Annotated in this window: 14 protein-coding genes; 4 read left to right on the forward strand and 10 right to left on the reverse strand. The window is 60.0% G+C overall.

The annotated features are described in order from the left end of the window. Positions 1-54 precede the first annotated feature (54 nt). A complete protein-coding gene (locus tag AC1RO5_RS13135; RefSeq protein ID WP_493175338.1) occupies positions 55-975 on the forward strand; it encodes a LysR family transcriptional regulator in 921 nt (306 codons plus the stop codon). Positions 976-1,200: 225 nt separating this feature from the next. Here AC1RO5_RS13135 and AC1RO5_RS13140 read toward each other — a convergent pair whose 3' ends face one another. From AC1RO5_RS13140 to bioB, 10 genes are all read right to left on the reverse strand, one after another. Next, on the reverse strand, positions 1,201-2,979 hold the full coding sequence (locus tag AC1RO5_RS13140) for an acyl-CoA dehydrogenase C-terminal domain-containing protein (protein WP_493175339.1): 1,779 nt from the start codon (positions 2,977-2,979) through the stop codon (positions 1,201-1,203). A 188-nt stretch (positions 2,980-3,167) separates the two neighbouring features. Then, the gene (locus AC1RO5_RS13145) at positions 3,168-4,964 is read right to left on the reverse strand and encodes an acyl-CoA dehydrogenase C-terminal domain-containing protein (RefSeq protein WP_493175341.1); all 1,797 of its coding nucleotides are present in this window, start codon (positions 4,962-4,964) and stop codon (positions 3,168-3,170) included. Positions 4,965-5,054: 90 nt separating this feature from the next. Next, positions 5,055-6,344: a GGDEF domain-containing protein gene (locus AC1RO5_RS13150; protein WP_493175343.1), complete on the reverse strand. Its 1,290-nt coding sequence runs from the start codon at positions 6,342-6,344 to the stop codon at positions 5,055-5,057. A gap of 225 nt (positions 6,345-6,569) precedes the next feature. Beyond that, a complete protein-coding gene (locus AC1RO5_RS13155; RefSeq protein ID WP_493175345.1) occupies positions 6,570-8,375 on the reverse strand; it encodes a phenylacyl-CoA dehydrogenase in 1,806 nt (601 codons plus the stop codon). Positions 8,376-8,652: 277 nt separating this feature from the next. After that, on the reverse strand, positions 8,653-8,949 hold the full coding sequence (locus AC1RO5_RS13160; protein ID WP_007936482.1) for a hypothetical protein: 297 nt from the start codon (positions 8,947-8,949) through the stop codon (positions 8,653-8,655). Positions 8,950-9,069: 120 nt separating this feature from the next. Further along, positions 9,070-9,750 carry a dethiobiotin synthase gene (gene bioD / locus AC1RO5_RS13165; protein WP_028940263.1) on the reverse strand — a complete coding sequence of 227 codons (681 nt, stop codon included), beginning with the start codon at positions 9,748-9,750 and terminating at the stop codon, positions 9,070-9,072. Next, entirely contained in the window at positions 9,747-10,559 is an 813-nt protein-coding gene (bioC, locus tag AC1RO5_RS13170) for a malonyl-ACP O-methyltransferase BioC (protein WP_493175348.1), read from the reverse strand. The genes bioD and bioC overlap by 4 nt, the downstream gene beginning before the upstream one ends. Then, the gene (locus tag AC1RO5_RS13175) at positions 10,552-11,283 is read right to left on the reverse strand and encodes an alpha/beta fold hydrolase (RefSeq protein WP_493175350.1); all 732 of its coding nucleotides are present in this window, start codon (positions 11,281-11,283) and stop codon (positions 10,552-10,554) included. Before AC1RO5_RS13175 ends, bioC begins: the two co-directional genes overlap by 8 nt. Next, positions 11,276-12,454 (reverse strand): 8-amino-7-oxononanoate synthase, encoded by a 1,179-nt coding sequence (gene bioF, locus AC1RO5_RS13180; RefSeq protein ID WP_493175352.1) that lies wholly within the window; start codon positions 12,452-12,454, stop codon positions 11,276-11,278. The genes AC1RO5_RS13175 and bioF overlap by 8 nt, the downstream gene beginning before the upstream one ends. Positions 12,455-12,575: 121 nt before the next feature. Next, positions 12,576-13,631: a biotin synthase BioB gene (gene bioB, locus AC1RO5_RS13185; protein WP_008008198.1), complete on the reverse strand. Its 1,056-nt coding sequence runs from the start codon at positions 13,629-13,631 to the stop codon at positions 12,576-12,578. A gap of 90 nt (positions 13,632-13,721) precedes the next feature. On the opposite strand from bioB, the gene AC1RO5_RS13190 reads away from it, so the two are divergent. From AC1RO5_RS13190 to AC1RO5_RS13200, 3 genes are all read left to right on the forward strand, one after another. Then, positions 13,722-14,462, forward strand: coding sequence for a ComF family protein (locus tag AC1RO5_RS13190; RefSeq protein WP_493175354.1), 741 nt, complete (start codon positions 13,722-13,724; stop codon positions 14,460-14,462). 63 nt (positions 14,463-14,525) lie between these two features. Beyond that, positions 14,526-15,290 (forward strand): TOBE domain-containing protein, encoded by a 765-nt coding sequence (locus AC1RO5_RS13195; protein ID WP_493175358.1) that lies wholly within the window; start codon positions 14,526-14,528, stop codon positions 15,288-15,290. A gap of 72 nt (positions 15,291-15,362) precedes the next feature. After that, entirely contained in the window at positions 15,363-17,264 is a 1,902-nt protein-coding gene (locus tag AC1RO5_RS13200; RefSeq protein WP_493175362.1) for a PhoX family protein, read from the forward strand. Positions 17,265-17,414 lie beyond the last annotated feature (150 nt).

Below are 17,414 nucleotides of genomic sequence, written 5' to 3' on the forward strand. Positions count from 1 at the left end.
TAGGCAAGGCACTGAGCCATTTCGATTTCTCAGCATTTTCGATAAGTATTACTTATGGATTTCAAACAACTGCGTTATTTCGTCGCGGTCTACGAAGAGGGCCACGTCGGTCGGGCCGCCGAGCGACTTTCAATCTCCCAGCCAGCGTTGTCCCAGCAGATCCGCCAACTCGAACAGAACCTCGATGTGAGCCTGTTCGAACGCAGTAGCAAACGTCTGCTGCCAACCCTGGCGGCCCACACGTTGTACAACCATGCCCTGCCCTTGCTCGATGGCCTGCAACGCGCGCGCGAAGCCTTGGGCAATTTCAAGGGCAAGGCGCTCCGAACCTTGGCCATTGGCGTGCTGCAAACCGTCCACTCCAGCCTGGTGCCGCAAATGCTCGAACGCGTGCGCAAGGCACAGCCGCATTTAGTGGTGCAGATCTATGAACTGACCGGCCTGGAAATCGAGCGGCGACTACTCAATGGTTCGCTGGATATCGGCATCAGTTACCTGCCGCCCCGTCAGCCGGGTTTGCACGGCGTGCAGTTGTACGAAGATGAGCTGACCCTTGTCATCCCGGCCGACCATCCGTTGCGCGAATTCAAGAAGGTCTCCATGAGTCAGGCCGCCGAGCTGCCCATGTTGCTGTTGGGTGAAGAGTTCCAGATACGGCAGATCTGGCAGGCACAATTGGCTAACCTTGGACGTCGCCCGCAGGTGCAGGCCGAGCTGAACAACATGACGGGGATTCTCGACAGCCTGCCGCACACGCGGCTGGCGACCGTGCTGCCCGGACGCTCACAAAAGACCCATGGCGACCAGGAGCTGCTGTGGAAACCACTGAGTGAGCCGCGGGTGCCGCTGAAAGTGGGGTTGGTGTGTCGGGATGTGCAGCGGCAACAGGCTTCGCTGGCGTTGTTGCGGACATTGCTGGAAGAGGTGATGGATGAGCACTTGCGTAGCCCGACGGCCCTGGACGGGTTGAGCTGAACTTTTTTGCGCCCAAAAGAAAACCCCGCCGAAGCGGGGCTTTGCAGACTGTTTCCCTGACATCCATTTCACTCCGCCGTCCTGGCAGAATCCTACGTGTCCGTGTTGTTGCTTTGCGCTTCCTGCGCGACGTCCATGTGAAGTAGATTAGCTCTGGATCCAATCTGCGCATATGGGAAAACAGCAGCACGTCATGTAAGAGAATGCTTACATGACGTTACAGAGTCAGAACTGTCCTGCATCCAACAGGAACAGCGACTCGCTACCCGCCTTCACCGACGCACTCAACGAGTGAATACGCGGCAGCAGACGGGCGAAATAGAACCGCGCCGTACCGAGTTTGCTCGCGTAGAAATCGTCCTGCGCTTCTTTACCGAAGGCTGCCTTGGCCATCAGTGCCCACATGTAGGCGTAGGCTGTGTAACCGAATGCTTGTAGATACTCGACCGAAGCAGCGCCGATTTCGTTCGGGTTGTTTTTCGCCCGGTCCAGCAGCCATGCGGTCAGATCGTCGAGGGTGTCCACTGCATCGTTCAGCGGTTTGGTGAACTCCGTCAGATCAGCACTGGCCGTCGCGGTGAAATGACGAATCTCGTCAGTGAACAGTTTGTAGAACACCCCGCCGCTGCCGACGATCTTGCGCCCGACAAGGTCCAACGCCTGAATACCATTGGTGCCTTCGTAGATCTGCGTGATGCGTACATCACGAACCAGTTGCTCCTGGCCCCACTCACGGATGTAGCCGTGGCCGCCAAAAATCTGCTGGCCGTGAACCGTGGTTTCCAGCCCCAGGTCGGTCAGGAATGCCTTGGCCACAGGCGTCAACAGTGCGACCTGGTCTTCTGCACGCTTGCGGGTGGTGGCGTCTTCGCTGAACTTGGCGGTGTCCAGTTGCATCGCCACGTAAGTGGAGAATGCACGGCCGCCTTCGTTCGAGGCTTTCATGGTCAGCAGCATGCGACGCACGTCCGGGTGGACGATGATCGGGTCAGCCACTTTGTCCTTGTTCTGCGCGCCGGTCGGCGAACGGCTTTGCAAACGGTCGCGGGCGTATTCTACGGCGTTCTGGTAGGAACGTTCACCCGAGGCCAGGCCCTGGATGCCGACACCCAGGCGCTCGTAGTTCATCATGGTGAACATCGCCGCCAAGCCTTTGTTCGGCTCGCCAACCAGGTAACCCACGGCTTCGTCGAAGTTCATCACACAGGTCGCGGACGCCTGGATGCCCATCTTGTGTTCGATCGAACCGCAGGTCGCCGGGTTGCGCGCACCGAGGCTGCCATCGGCATTGACCATGAACTTCGGCACCAGGAACAGCGAAATACCTTTCGGTCCTGCTGGCGCGTCCGGCAGTTTGGCCAGTACCAGGTGGATGATGTTTTTGGTCAGGTCGTGCTCGCCGCCGGTGATGAAGATCTTGGTGCCGCTGACCTTGTAGGAACCGTCAGCCTGAGGTTCGGCCTTGGTGCGGATAATCCCCAGATCAGTACCGGCGTGCGGCTCGGTCAAGCACATGGAACCGGCCCAGACACCGGCGTACATGTTCGGCAGGTACGCGGCTTTCAGCTCTTCGCTGGCGTGGGCGTTGATCGACAGGCAGGCGCCGGCGGTCAGCATCGGGTACAGACCGAACGACAGGCTGGCGGAGTTGACCATTTCTTCGACCTGCGCCGAAACAGCCTTGGGCATGCCCATGCCACCGTAGGTCGGATCGCCACCGACACCGACCCAACCGCCTTCAGCGTAGGTCTGATACGCCTGTGGGAAACCAGCCGGGGTGCTGACGGCACCGTCGGCCCAGTGGCAACCTTCTTCGTCAGCCGCTCGGCTCAGGGGCGCGATGCTTTTGCTGGTGACCTTGCCGGCTTCTTCCAGAATGGCCTCGACAGTTTCAGCATCGACGGTCTCGGCGAGCGCAGGCAGTTCGGCCCAGAGTTTGGCGACCTCGAAAACTTCATTGAGGACGAAGCGCATATCGCGCAGGGGCGCTTTGTAGTCAGCCATGGCAAACCTCGCAAGATCTAAACAGGTGGTTCGTAGGAATAGTGATTTCGCTGTGTCCGAGTGTACCTCAACAACTTTTACGACACATAGGGTCAGCCTATGACCATTTTGTTATTTTTAGTCACCGGCTTGCTCCCCCATAAAGAAGCCCGCAGCGAGGCGGGCTTCTTTATGGCTGATTTGAATGATTAAAGTGCAAACAACTCCGCCGGCAGCTTCATCAGACAATCGCTACCCGCCTCGATGGCCGCCCGATGAGCAGCCGTACGCGGCAGTAAACGCTTGAAGTAAAACTCGCTGGTCGCCAGTTTTCCTCGGCAGTAATCGGCATCAGCGCTGCCCGACTCCAACTGCGCCTGAGCCACCAGCGCCATGCGTAGCCACAGGTAGCCGAGGATGATGTAGCCGCTGTACATCAGGTAATCCACCGAGGCGGCGCCGACCTCATCCGGATTTTTCATCGCGGCCATGCCGATCCTGGTGGTCAACTCGCCCCACTGCTGATTCAGACCGTTGAGTTGCACCACATAACTGCCGAGTTGCGGATGCTCAGTGTTTGCCGCACAGAACTTATGGACGATTTTGGTAAAGCCGCGCAGCAGTTTTCCCTGACTGCCAAGGACTTTGCGCCCAAGCAGATCCAGTGCCTGAATGCCGTTGGTGCCTTCGTAGATCGGCGCGATCCGGCAGTCGCGAACCAACTGCTCCATGCCCCACTCACGAATGAAACCGTGGCCGCCAAACACCTGCATGCCAAGGTTGGTCACCTCCAGCCCGGTGTCGGTCATGAAGGCTTTGCAGATCGGTGTGAGGAACGCCAGCAAATCCTCGGCGTCCTGACGCGCCGTTTCATCCGGGCTCAGGTGCGCAGCGTCCAGCAACTGTGCGGTGAAGTAAGTCAGCGCCCGGTTACCTTCGTTGAAGGCCTTCATGGTCAACAACATCCTGCGCACATCGGGATGCACGATGATCGGGTCTGCAGGTTTTTCCGGCGCTTTCGGGCCGGTCAACGAGCGCATTTGCAGGCGGTCGTTGGCGTATTTAATCGCGCCCTGGAAGCTCGCCTCCCCCAGACACAAACCTTGCATGCCGGTGCCGAGCCGCGCGTGGTTCATCATGGTGAACATGCAGTTCAGGCCCTTGTTCGGCTCACCGATCAAGAATCCCTTGGCGTCATCGAAATTCAGCACGCAGGTGGCCGAGGCCTTGATGCCCATTTTGTGTTCGATCGAGCCACAGGAAACGCCATTGCGCTCGCCCGCCTCGCCCTCGGCATTGGGTAGGAATTTGGGCACGATAAACAACGAAATGCCTTTGGTCCCCGCTGGCGCGTCCGGCAGTTTGGCCAGTACCAGGTGAATGATGTTGTCACTCATGTCGTGTTCGCCGGCGGAGATAAATATTTTGCTGCCGGAGATCGCATAACTGCCGTCGGCCTGAGGCACGGCGCGGGTCTTGATGATGCCCAGATCGGTGCCGCAATGGGCTTCGGTCAGGCACATGGTGCCGGTCCATTGGCCTGCGGTGAGCTTGCTCAGATAGGTCTGTTTCTGTTCTTCAGTGCCATGGGCATGGATGGCCGACATCGCACCGTGGGTCAGGCCGGGGTACATGCCCCAGGACGTGTTGCTGGAGCCGACCATTTCGCTGATGACCAGCCCCAAGGAACTTGGCAAGCCCTGACCGCCGTAAGCCGGATCCGCCGCCAGACCATGCCAGCCGCCTTCCACGTATTGTGCGAATGCTTGCTTGAAGCCTGTAGGCGTTGTGACTACACCGTTGTCGAAATGGCAGCCTTCTTCGTCGCCACTGCGGTTCAGCGGTGCGAGAACGTTCTCGCAGAATTTCGCACCTTCTTCGAGGATCGCATTGACCATGTCCGGGCTGGCATCGGTGGCCCCCAGCGCGGCGTAGTTGCTGTGAAAATCAAAGACGTGATCGATCAGAAAGCGCATGTCGCGCAGGGGAGCTTTGTACTCGGGCATGGTCATTTCTCCGGCAGCAGATGGCTCAAACCTACTGCCGTGCACCACGCCCCACAATCACAGTCCAGACGCTGAATGCGCCATCATCACTCAACCCGCAGCAGTGTCCATGCGCACCGCGCCACGGCGGTTCTGACCGAATGCCATCACACAGTTTCGCCCCGCGCCCTTGGCGCTGTAGAGCGCCTGGTCGGCGGATTTGAGCACTTCTTCAGGGGTGCGTTGTTCCAGCCGTTCGGCGACGCCGATGCTGACGGTGACCGAAACACTCGAGGCGCCCGAACCCGCGCGACGCTGGCGTCCCTGCTGGTCATCCTGGGGACGACTGTCCTGATTGCGCAGCTGGATATTGTAAGTGGCGATGGATTCGCGGATGACTTCCAGGTGCGGCATGCACTCTTCGAGGGTCTTGCCTGCGAACACCAGGGCAAATTCCTCACCGCCGTAGCGATATGCCCTACCGCCACCACTGATTTTCGACAGCTTGCTGGCCACCAGTCGCAACACTTGGTCGCCGACATCGTGACCGTGGGTGTCGTTGAATTTCTTGAAGTGATCAACGTCGCTCATGGCCAGCACATAATTGCGCCCCAGCCGTTGCATGCGTTCATTCAGGGCGCGGCGCCCCGGCAGGCCGGTGAGTTCGTCGCGGAAGGCCATTTGATAGGCCTCATGCGCAACTGCGGCAGCAATCATCAACATCACCTGGCTGCACATGATGTTCAGGGTGAAGGGCAGGATGAAGGTTTTTGGCAACATCCAGAACAATCCCAACAGCCCCACCAATTGCGCAGCGTGCAAGGGTCTTGGGTTGCGCCAGTATTGCCAGGCCAGTAACAGGAACGAGGCGATGAACACGGGATAAGACAATTGGATCAGGCTCATCCACGCACCATGCAACGACGGCCAGCGGATCTCTGACAGCCACATCAGCAGCGCCTGTGGGTAACTTTGCTCCAGCCCCAGCGCCACGCTGCCGAACGCCAACAACACAGCGAAGCGCGCCACCATGTCCTGGAACAGGTGAGTACGCTCTTGCCAGGCGGCGAACAAGCCAAACAGCAACGGCAACAACAGACAGCACAGATGGAACACCACAGCGGCGTCTTCACGAACCTTGCCGTTGTCGCGGTAATAGTCAGTCTGGGTGTCGAGCAGGAAGTAGGCAATGTACACCGTGACCATCAGAAACAGTTCACGCTGACGTCGGTAAACCGCGCAATATGCACCACCGAGCAACAGCACCAGAGTGGGCAGCACGTTGAACAGAGAAGTGAAGAAGACGTTGAGATCCTTGACGTAGGCAGCCGCAAGCCCCGCGAGCAACAACAGCAGCGATGGCAAAAAATGGCTGAAACGTACAGCGGAAGAACGCGGCAAGGGTAAAGCTCCGACCCGGCAAACAAAGATGGCATTGTGCCTGCATTTGGAGCAGCTAAGCACGTGCAATGTGACGGGCGTCACATCGCAGCCTCTTTAACGGCAGCAAAGTCGTTCTTCTTAGCGTTTTAGTCGAATATTTACAGACGTGATCGTTTGCGTCGGGCATAAAAAAAGCCGCTGCTCCCGAGAAAGCAGCGGCTTTGTGAAGAGACTGCGTAGGGCTTAGTAACCCAGGGCGAAGTCTTCTTCTTTCATGTCCATCAGGTTGTTGGCGCCCGACAGCATGGTTGCAACGTGAGTGCGGGTACGCGGCAGGATGCGCTGGAAGTAGAAGCGCGCAGTCTGCAGCTTGGCGGTGTAGAACGCCTCTTCGGTGGTACCGGCAGCCAGTTTCTCGGCCGCCAGACGCGCCATGTCAGCCCAGAAGTAGGCCAGGCAGGCGTAACCGGAGTACATCAGGTAGTCCACCGACGCCGCGCCGACTTCTTCGCGGTCTTTCATGGCCGCCATACCGACCTTCATGGTCAGCTCGCCCCACTCCTTGTTCAGTGCAGCCAATGGCTCGACGAACTCTTTGACCGCGTCGTTGCCTTCGTTGCTCTGGCAGAACTTGTGGACGATCTTGGTGAAACCTTTGAGCGCTTCGCCTTGAGTCATCAGCACTTTACGGCCCAGCAGGTCGAGTGCCTGGATGCCGGTGGTGCCTTCGTACAGCATCGAAATGCGGCTGTCGCGAACGTTCTGCTCCATGCCCCACTCGGCGATGAAGCCGTGACCGCCGTAGATCTGCACGCCGTGGTTGGCGGATTCGAAACCGACTTCAGTCATGAAGGCTTTGGCGATCGGCGTCATGAAAGCCAGCAATGCGTCGGCTTTCTTCTTCTCTTCTTCATCGACGCCGTACTTGACGATGTCAACTTGCTTGGCGGTGAAGTAAACCATCGCACGGTTGCCTTCGGCGAACGCCTTCATGGTCAACAGCATGCGACGTACATCAGGATGAACGATGATCGGGTCAGCGGCTTTGTCCGGCGCTTTCGGGCCAGTCAGGGAACGCATTTGCAGACGATCGCGAGCGTATTTCAGGCCGCCCTGGAAGCCGATCTCGGCGTGTGCCAGACCTTGCAGCGCGGTACCCAGACGTGCGGTGTTCATGAAGGTGAACATGCAGTTCAGGCCTTTGTTCGCCGGGCCGATCAGGTAACCGGTGGCCGCGTCGAAGTTCATCACGCAGGTGGCGTTGCCGTGGATGCCCATCTTGTGTTCCAGGGAACCGCAGCTCACAGCGTTGCGCGCGCCGATCGAGCCGTCTGCGTTCGGCAGGAATTTCGGCACGATGAACAGCGAGATGCCCTTGGTGCCGGCCGGTGCGTCCGGCAGACGTGCCAGAACGATGTGGACGATGTTGTCGGCCATGTCGTGTTCGCCGGCCGAGATAAAGATCTTGGTGCCGGACACTTTGTAGGAGCCGTCGGCCTGAGGTTCGGCCTTGGTGTGCAGCATGCCCAGGTCGGTGCCGCAGTGCGGTTCGGTCAGGCACATGGTGCCGGTCCATTCGCCGGAAACCAGTTTGGTCAGGTAAGCCTCTTGCTGCTCAGGCGTGCCGTGTTCGGAAATGGTGTTCATCGCGCCATGGGACAGGCCTGGGTACATGCCCCACGACCAGTTGGCTTCACCCACCATTTCGCTGACAGCCAGGCCCAGAGACTCCGGCAGGCCCTGGCCGCCGTGCTCTACGTCGTGGGCCAGGCTTGGCCAGCCGCCTTCAACGAATTGCTTGTAGGCTTCTTTGAAGCCGGTCGGGGTTTTAACGCCGGACTCGCTCCAGGTGCAGCCTTCGGTGTCACCCACGCGGTTCAGCGGCGCCAGCACCTGCTCACAAAACTTGGCGCCTTCTTCGAGAATGGCGTCAACCATGTCCGGAGTTGCGTCCTGGCAAGCCGGAAGGCTCTGATAGTGCGCTTCGTAGCCGAGCAGTTCGTCACGAACGAAGCGAATATCACGCAAGGGGGCCTTGTAGTCAGGCATAGCGATAAACCTCTGCTGATGTAACCGGGAATGAACGACCGTGGTGATTTGTTGTGACGGTCAAACAGTTGTTTGAAACATACGTTTACGCCCAAATCTTGTCAAGCGCCGATCTTTTGCCGTTCGTCTTCGATCTATGGAAATCACGGGCGCGCAGTTGCGCAACGTCGTTGATTGAGCAACACGTCATGTAGGAGAGATTAGTTGAGGCAGAAGGACTTACGCAGAAAAACGCCGCGAACAGGCGCGGCGCTGAGGTAGTGAATTCAATGAGGAATCAGGCGAAGGTATCGATCAACGTACCGAGCATTTCATCGGATGCCTTGGCGACTTTGACGCCAAGTTCCACCTGGAACTTGCCTTGAGACATCTCGACCACATTGCTGGCCAGATCCGATTGCTGGCTGCGGTCTACCGAGCGCAGACGATCGACCTGAACCTCGGAGGACTGACTGGTGACCGAACGCTCGATGGTGTTGTTGGCGATCTGCCCCGAAGCCTGATCGACACGGTTCTGCCCTGTCTGAATAGTGCTCAGACCGGCATAAAAAGCGGTGTTTCCTGAGATTTCCATGGGGGAACTCGTCCTACAAAGGATCAACAGCGACCATTGAACCAGACACGCCGCCAAAAGGCCCGACAAAAACACTAATGGCACAGTGCCTTATCATAGGTAAAACCCAAGCCAAAAACTTCAGTCCAGCAGATCCAGCTGAAGATGCTCGGCCACCGCTTCGGCTGTCACCGACTTGAGTTTCGGCACCCGCCCCAGACACGGCGCGGGAATGCGCTCGGCCAGCGTCGCAAGGTTCTCTTCAAGACGCGAGGTCTTCGGATCGATGATGTTCGCCACCCACCCTGCCAACTGCAAACCATCCCGAGCAATCGCCTCAGCCGTCAGCAGCGCATGGTTGATGCAGCCCAGGCGCACGCCGACCACCAGGATCACCGGCAGATCCAGCGCCATGGCCAGATCTGACAGATTGTCTTGATCCGCCAACGGCACTCGCCAGCCGCCAGCGCCTTCGATCAAGGTGAAGTCCGCCTGCAGATCGAGAACCTGCCGCATTGGTGCCAGCAACGATTGCACGGTCAGCGCCACGCCAGCCTCCCGCGCCGCCAGATGCGGTGCGATCGCCGGCTCGAACGCGACCGGATTGACCTGATCATAGGTCAACGGTATCGAGCATTCGGCCAGCAGTGCCAGTGCGTCGGCGTTGCGCAAACCCTTGGGCGTCAGCTCACACCCGGAGGCTACCGGCTTACCCGCCGCCGTGCTCAAGCCTGCCAATCGTGCGGCATGCAGCAAACCTGCGGCGACGGTAGTCTTGCCGACATCGGTGTCAGTACCGGTGATGAAATAGGCTGCGCTCATAAGGGTTTCTCCAGCACGGCGTAAACCACTTGATAAGTCGCCGGCAGTCCCTGTGCCTGACGAAACTGCTCGTAAGCCTCGATCAAGCCGAGGATCCGCGCCCTGCCGGTCAAACCGCCTGGCCGACCGGGGTTCAGGTTATGCGCCCCGAGTGCCTTGAGCTCGTGGGTCAGGCTGCGGACATCGGGGTAATGCAACACATGAGGATGTGTTTCAAGGCTGACGACCTTCAAGCCACTGCCCGTGCAAAGCTGCTGGTAAACACCGAACTCGCGGAAGCGGTTGACGTGCACCATGCCATCCACCTGACGCCAGCTGTCGCGCAATTCGTACAGTGTGCCTACACACAGACTAGCAAACGCGAAAATACCGCCCGGTTTCAGCACTCGATTCGCTTCACTGAGCACCGAGGCGAAATCCGCGCACCATTGCACCGCCAGGCTGGAGAAGACCAGATCGCAGATCGAATCCTGCAACGGCAAGCGTTCGGCATCACCCGCGATGAAATGGTTGGCGCCGCCCAAGGGACGGGCGTGATTGAGCATCCCCTCTGCAATATCAAGGGCCAGCCCGTTGCCGGCAGGAAAACGCTCACCGAGCGCACGGCTGAAATACCCGGTGCCACAGCCCATGTCCAGCCATCGAGCCGGGACAAAATCCTCCGGCAAGCGACGCAACAATTCATTGCCAACGTCGCGCTGCAATTCGGCCACGCTGTCGTAGCTCGCCGCCGCTCGGGAAAAGGACGCCGCTACCTGGCGTTTATCGGGCAAGCCGCCGGGCAAGTTGGGAAGGGACAAATCAGTCATCACCGGACTCATGCAAAAAGGCCTGAATCGCCCCCGCCACACCGTGGGGGTCTTCCAGAAGAAACGCGTGGCTGGCCTGTTCAATCAGACCGATTTCGACATCCGGCAGCAGCGCCAGCATATCCCCCGCCGCTTCGGCCGGAACCAATCCGTCGAGGCCACCGAACAAGTGCAATTGCGGACCGCGAAACGCCTGTAATGCTTGCCGGGTATCCAGCTGTGCAAGCAACTCCAGGCCGCTCATCAGCACCGACGGAGACGAAAGCGGTGCGCCAGCGAGCAACAGCCGCGATAGCCCGCGCGGGTCTGCGGCACCTTGGGTGCACAGCAGCGAGAAACGTTTCAACGTCATGCCTGGGTCGGCTTTGCAACCGGCCAGAAACGCGTCGAAGGTCTCGCCGGGCATCGCGCTCGACCACTGCTCATGGGCGACAAAAGAAGGGTTACTCGCCAGGGTCACCAAACCGCAGCAACGGTCACCACGCTTCGCCGCCAATTCGGATGCCAGCATGCCGCCCAATGACCAGCCACCGAGCCAGGCATCCTGGGGCAGCGTCGAATCCAGTTCATCGAGCCATTCTTCAAGGTCGCTCGATTCCAGTTCCGGTAGTGGTTCGATCTCGACGCGCAGGTGCTCATCCAGACCCTGCAAGGCCGCCGCCAAGGGTTCCAGCGGAGAAATCCCGAGACCCCAGCCCGGCAGCAGAATCAGACGATCACGCATGGCTTGGCTCCGGTCCCAGTTGTTGAAAACAATCGGCCAGTCCATCTAACAATAGCTGCACCTGCTCCTCGCTGTGAGCGGCAGTCAGGGTGACGCGCAAGCGGGCGCTGCCGGCGGGCACGGTCGGTGGACGGATCGCGGTCACCATCAGGCCACGCTCACGCAGCATCTGAGACAGCCGGACCGCGCGCCCGGCGTCGCCAATCATGATCGGCTGGATCGGCGTGAAGCTGTCCATCAATTCCAGGCCAATCTGCTCGGCGCCTTGGCGGAACTGGCGAATCAGCGCCTGCAAATGCTCACGTCGCCAGTGTTCGCTGCGCAACAACTCCAGGCTTTTCAACGTCGCGCAAGCCAGCGCCGGCGGTTGGCTGGTGGTGTAGATGTAAGGGCGAGCGAACTGGATCAGGCTCTCGATCAACTCTTCACTGCCAGCCACAAAAGCACCGGCCGTACCGAACGCTTTACCGAGGGTGCCGACCAATACCGGCACATCGTCCTGACTCAGGCCGAAATGCTCGACTATTCCGCCACCGTTGGCACCCAGCGGGCCAAAACCGTGCGCGTCATCGACCATCAACCAGGCACCTTTGGCCTTGGCTTCCCGCGCCAGCGCCGGCAAGTCGGCGATGTCGCCGTCCATGCTGAACACGCCGTCGGTGACCACCAGCGTATTGCCGGTGGCCTTCTCAAGGCGTTTGGCCAGACTGGCCGCGTCGTTATGCAGATAGCGATTGAAACGCGCACCGGACAGCAAACCGGCATCCAGCAACGACGCGTGATTGAGACGATCTTCCAGCACCGTATCACCCTGCCCGACCAATGCGGTAACCGCGCCGAGGTTGGCCATGTAGCCGGTGGTGAACAGCAGTGCGCGCGGGCGGCCGGTGAATTCGGCAAGGGCTTCTTCCAGCGCGTGATGCGGGCCGCTGTGGCCGATCACCAGATGCGAAGCTCCACCGCCCACGCCCCAACGCGACGCGCCGGCGCGCCAGGCTTCGATCACTTGCGGGTGATTGGCCAGGCCCAGGTAATCGTTGTTACAGAATGCCAGCAACGGCTGACCATCGACCACCACTTCCGGGCCTTGAGGGCTTTCAAGCAGCGGGCGTTGGCGATAAAGGTTTTCGGCACGACGGGCAGCAAGGCGTGCGGCGAGATCGAAAGACATGCAGGCCTCGAAGATCAGAGTGTAGGAGCCGGCTTGCTGGCGATAGCATCACCACGGTCATTCAGACAGACCGTGGTGATGCTATCGCCAGCAAGCCGGCTCCTACAGGGTTTCGCGTGAATTAGACAGCAGCGTTATAGAACTGCTCGCTGCTCTTCTGCTCCACCAGTGCCTGTTCGATGGCGGCCTGATGCACTTCGTCGGCGTGCTCTTCGCGGGCTTCCGGCAGGATGCCCAGACGCGAGAACAGTTGCATGTCCTTGTCCGCCTGCGGGTTGGCGGTGGTCAGCAGTTTTTCGCCGTAGAAAATCGAGTTGGCGCCGGCAAAGAACGCCAGGGCCTGCATCTGCTCGTTCATCGCTTCGCGACCGGCGGACAGGCGTACGTGGGATTTCGGCATCAGGATGCGTGCAACGGCGAGCATGCGGATGAAATCGAACGGGTCGACGTCGTCGGCATTTTCCAGCGGCGTGCCGGCGACTTTCACCAGCATGTTGATCGGCACCGACTCTGGATGCTCCGGCAGGTTGGCCAGCTGGATCAGCAGGTTGGCGCGGTCGTCGAGGGACTCGCCCATGCCGAGAATGCCGCCGGAGCAGATCTTCATCCCCGAATCACGCACGTAGGCCAGGGTTTGCAGGCGCTCGCTGTAAGTGCGGGTGGTGATGATGCTGCCGTAGAACTCAGGCGAGGTGTCGAGGTTGTGGTTGTAGTAGTCCAGGCCGGCTTCGGCCAGGGCGACGGTCTGGTCCTGATCGAGACGACCGAGGGTCATGCAGGTTTCCAGGCCCATGGCCTTCACGCCTTTGACCATCTCCAGCACGTAAGGCATGTCTTTGGCCGACGGGTGTTTCCACGCCGCGCCCATGCAGAAACGGGTCGAACCGATGGCCTTGGCGCGAGCAGCCTCTTCGAGGACCTTCTGCACTTCCATCAGTTTTTCTTTTTCCAGGCCAGTGTTGTAGTGGCCCGACTGCGGACAATATTTGCAATCTTCAGGGCAGGCGCCGGTCTTGATCGACAGCAGGGTGGAAACCTGGACGCGATTGGCGTCGAAATGCGCGCGGTGCACCGTCTGCGCCTGGAACAACAGGTCATTGAATGGCTGAACGAAGAGTGCTTTGACTTCAGCCAAAGACCAGTCGTGACGCAGGGTGGCAGTGGTGCTGGCGCTCATGGGCGATTCCTTGGTTATGCTTGGCAAGCGGCTGGGGATTGGAATACCCACAGACGCGACACGGATGTTCGGCATATTTAAGGAAGACTCATGCACTGTCAACCACGATACGAAGGGCCGGTTTACATCTGGTTAAAAAACAAACAATCCTGCTTGCTCTGCTCAGAGATCGCGGACGACACCCTACCGATCTGCATGGCCTGCGAAACCGAGCTGCCCTGGCTGGGCGATCAATGCCAAACCTGCGCCCTGCCCTTGCCCGCCACGGGCCTGACGTGCGGCCAATGCCTGAAACAACCGCCAGCCTTCGAGCGAGTCGCCGCTCCCTGGACTTACAGCTTTCCCGTCGACAGTTTGATCACCCGCTTCAAGCACAGCGCAAAATGGCCGTTTGGCCGCCTGCTCGCCGAACTTCTTGCTCAGTTCCTGCAACATCGCTTCGATGAAGATCTGGATCGGCCCGACGCGCTGATACCGGTACCGCTGGCCCCCAAGCGGCTGCGCCAGCGGGGTTTCAACCAAGCGGCGATGCTCGCCCGCTGGCTCAGCGCCGGCCTCGACATTCCTTGCGATGAAACGCTGTTGGTGAGGACTCAGGACACCAGCGCGCAACAAGACCTTAATGCCGACGCACGTAAAAAGAACCTGCGCCACGCCTTCGCCCTGGCACCCGAGACTTCGGTCAAAGGTCGCCACTTCGCACTGGTGGACGATGTACTGACCACCGGCGCCACTGCCCAGGCCCTGGCACGCCTGTTGATGGCGGCGGGCGCGACGCGGATCGACGTCTACTGCCTGGCCCGTACCCCAAAACCTGGCGATGGGGCCTGACTTGACTCCCGCACGCCAAGCCGCCAACGTCCCATCCATCGCCACAGCCCAAAGCGCCTTGCCATGTCCTTGCCTACATTGTTGTCCCAGCACATTGTCCGTCGTCCGCAGCGCATCGCGTTGCTGCAACACATCGCCGAACAGGGCTCGATCACCCGCGCCGCGAAAAGCGCCGGCCTGAGTTACAAGGCCGCGTGGGACGCCATCGACGAGCTGAACAACCTCGCGCAGAAACCACTGGTGGAGCGCAGCGTTGGTGGCAAGGGCGGCGGTGGCGCCAAATTGTCCAGCGAAGGCGAGCGCGTGTTGCGCCTGTATCAAAAGCTGCAAGCCTTGCAGGCCCAGGTACTGGAAGCCGCTGAAGAAGCCAGCGACCTGGACCTGCTCGGTCGACTGATGCTCAGAACCAGCGCGCGCAATCAACTGCACGGCAAGGTCGTGGCGATCGATGCACAGGGGCGCAACGACCGGATCCGTCTTGAACTGGCCGAAGGCTTGCGTATCGATGCGCAGATCACTCACGACAGCACCCTGCGCCTGGAACTGGAAACCGGCACCGAAGTGGTCGCACTGATCAAGGCCGGTTGGCTGGAACTGCTGAGCGTCGATCAAGCCGCAACATCCGGCAACAATTGCCTGAAGGGCACGATCGAAGAAATCCTCGACGCCGAAGACGGCCCCAGCGAAGTGCGCATCAACCTGCCCAATGGCCAGACACTTTGCGCCCTGGCCGAGCCGCTGCACCTGAAAAACCTCGGGCTTGCCGCCGGTAAAGCGGTGCAGGTGCAGTTCGCGCCGTCGAACATCCTGCTGGGTACACCGCTTTAGCCTGTAGGCGCTGCAACAAAAGCTTCATCGACCACCATTAAGGTGGCTGCAAAAACCCGCAGGGAGCCTGATGTGAGCCTATTAGAAGACAACCAACCCACCGACCTCGAAAAAATGGTCGGCCTCAGCCGTCGTGGCTTCATCAGCGCCGGCGCCCTCTGCGGTGCGGCGATGTTTCTCGGTGGCAACCTGCTGAGTCGCAGCGTGCTGGCCGCCAGCGTCAGCGCCGGCTCCAGCAAGCTGTTGGGCTTCGACAGCATCGCCGCCGCCACCACCGACACCATCACCCTGCCGCCGGGCTACAAATCCTCGGTACTGATCAGTTGGGGCCAGCCTCTGCAAAAAAATGGCCCGGCATTCGACCCGAGCGGTAACGGCACGGCCCAGGCTCAGGAAGTCCAGTTCGGCGACAACAACGATGGTATGAGCCTGTTCGAATTCCCTGGCGACAAAGACCGGGCGCTGATGGCGATCAACAACGAATACACCAATTACCGCTACCTCTACCCCCATGGCGGCATGCCGCAATCGGCCGAAGACGTGCGCAAGGCCCTGGCCTGCGAAGGCGTGTCGGTGATTGAAGTGCAGCGCAAGAACGGCCAGTGGCAGTTCGTCCAGGGCTCGCGCTACAACCGGCGCATTCACGGTAATGCGCCCATCAAACTGAGCGGCCCCGCAGCGGGTCACGACCTGCTGAAAACCAGTGCCGACAAACACGGCAAGAAAGTCCTCGGCACCTTCCAGAACTGCGCCAACGGCAAAACACCGTGGGGCACTTACCTGACCTGCGAAGAGAACTTCACCGACTGCTTCGGCAGCAGCAATGCCGAGCAAAAATTCGACGCCGCGCAGAAACGCTACGGCGCAGTGGCAACCAGCAAAGACATCAACTGGCATCAACACGATCCACGCTTCGACCTGGCGAAAAATCCCAACGAACTCAACCGCCACGGCTGGGTGGTGGAAATCGACCCGTTCGATCCGCAATCGACGCCGGTCAAACGCACCGCGCTGGGCCGCTTCAAACATGAAAACGCTGCCCTGGCCGAAACCAACGACGGTCGCGCCGTGGTGTACATGGGCGACGACGAACGTGGCGAGTTCATCTATAAATTCGTCAGCCGCGACAAGATCAACCACAAAAACCCCAAAGCCAACCGCGACCTGCTGGATCACGGCACCTTGTACGTGGCGCGTTTCGATGCGGGCGACGGCAACGCCGATCATCCGAAAGGCCAGGGTCAGTGGATCGAACTGACCCACGGCAAGAACGGCATCGACGCCAGCAGCGGCTTTGCCGATCAGGCCGAAGTACTGATTCATGCACGTCTCGCAGCCAGTGTGGTAACCGCCACGCGCATGGACCGCCCGGAATGGATCGTCGTCAGCCCCAAGGACGGCCAGGTTTATTGCACCCTGACCAACAACGCCAAACGCGGCGAAGAAGGCCAACCGGTGGGCGGCCCGAACCCGCGCGCGAAGAACGTCTACGGGCAGATCCTGCGCTGGCGCACCGACCGCGACGATCACGGTTCAAATAGCTTTGCCTGGGATTTGTTTGTGGTCGCCGGCAACCCGGGCGTCCACGCCGGCACGCCGAAGGCCGGCTCGTCGAACATCACCCCGCAGAACATGTTCAACAGCCCGGACGGCCTGGGCTTCGACAAGGCCGGGCGCTTGTGGATTCTGACCGACGGCGACTCGAGCAACGCGGGTGACTTCGCGGGCATGGGCAATAACCAGATGCTCTGTGCTGACCCGGTGACTGGCGAGATCCGCCGCTTCATGGTCGGGCCGATAGGTTGTGAGGTGACGGGGATCAGCTTCTCGCCGGATCAGAAGACCTTGTTTGTCGGGATTCAGCATCCGGGGGAAAACGGCGGGTCGACGTTCCCTGAGCATCTGCCCAATGGCAAGCCGCGGTCTTCGGTGATGGCAATTACCCGCGAGGATGGCGGGATCGTCGGCGCCTGACAGGGCCTCTTCGCGGCAAGCCTCGCGCCTACTGTAGGAGCGAGGCTTGCCCTCGAAAGCGTCAGCCCAAACAACTCTTACCTCAAGCCCACCCCCTAAAGAGGCCCCGTCTGCGCTACCATGCTTGGCCGGACGCGGCAGCCTGCCGCG

The organism is Pseudomonas sp. GW822-FHT02G04 (assembly GCF_058802085.1).

What these genes read in the sequence shown, in the direction of transcription:
- AC1RO5_RS13135 (WP_493175338.1), top strand. Translation starts at nt 55, where the DNA reads ATGGATTTCAAACAACTGCGTTATTTCGTCGCGGTCTACGAAGAGGGC.
- AC1RO5_RS13140 (WP_493175339.1), bottom strand. Translation starts at nt 2,979, where the DNA reads ATGGCTGACTACAAAGCGCCCCTGCGCGATATGCGCTTCGTCCTCAAT.
- AC1RO5_RS13145 (WP_493175341.1), bottom strand. Translation starts at nt 4,964, where the DNA reads ATGCCCGAGTACAAAGCTCCCCTGCGCGACATGCGCTTTCTGATCGAT.
- AC1RO5_RS13155 (WP_493175345.1), bottom strand. Translation starts at nt 8,375, where the DNA reads ATGCCTGACTACAAGGCCCCCTTGCGTGATATTCGCTTCGTTCGTGAC.
- AC1RO5_RS13160 (WP_007936482.1), bottom strand. Translation starts at nt 8,949, where the DNA reads ATGGAAATCTCAGGAAACACCGCTTTTTATGCCGGTCTGAGCACTATT.
- bioD (WP_028940263.1), bottom strand. Translation starts at nt 9,750, where the DNA reads ATGAGCGCAGCCTATTTCATCACCGGTACTGACACCGATGTCGGCAAG.
- bioC (WP_493175348.1), bottom strand. Translation starts at nt 10,559, where the DNA reads ATGACTGATTTGTCCCTTCCCAACTTGCCCGGCGGCTTGCCCGATAAA.
- AC1RO5_RS13175 (WP_493175350.1), bottom strand. Translation starts at nt 11,283, where the DNA reads ATGCGTGATCGTCTGATTCTGCTGCCGGGCTGGGGTCTCGGGATTTCT.
- bioF (WP_493175352.1), bottom strand. Translation starts at nt 12,454, where the DNA reads ATGTCTTTCGATCTCGCCGCACGCCTTGCTGCCCGTCGTGCCGAAAAC.
- bioB (WP_008008198.1), bottom strand. Translation starts at nt 13,631, where the DNA reads ATGAGCGCCAGCACCACTGCCACCCTGCGTCACGACTGGTCTTTGGCT.
- AC1RO5_RS13190 (WP_493175354.1), top strand. Translation starts at nt 13,722, where the DNA reads ATGCACTGTCAACCACGATACGAAGGGCCGGTTTACATCTGGTTAAAA.
- AC1RO5_RS13195 (WP_493175358.1), top strand. Translation starts at nt 14,526, where the DNA reads ATGTCCTTGCCTACATTGTTGTCCCAGCACATTGTCCGTCGTCCGCAG.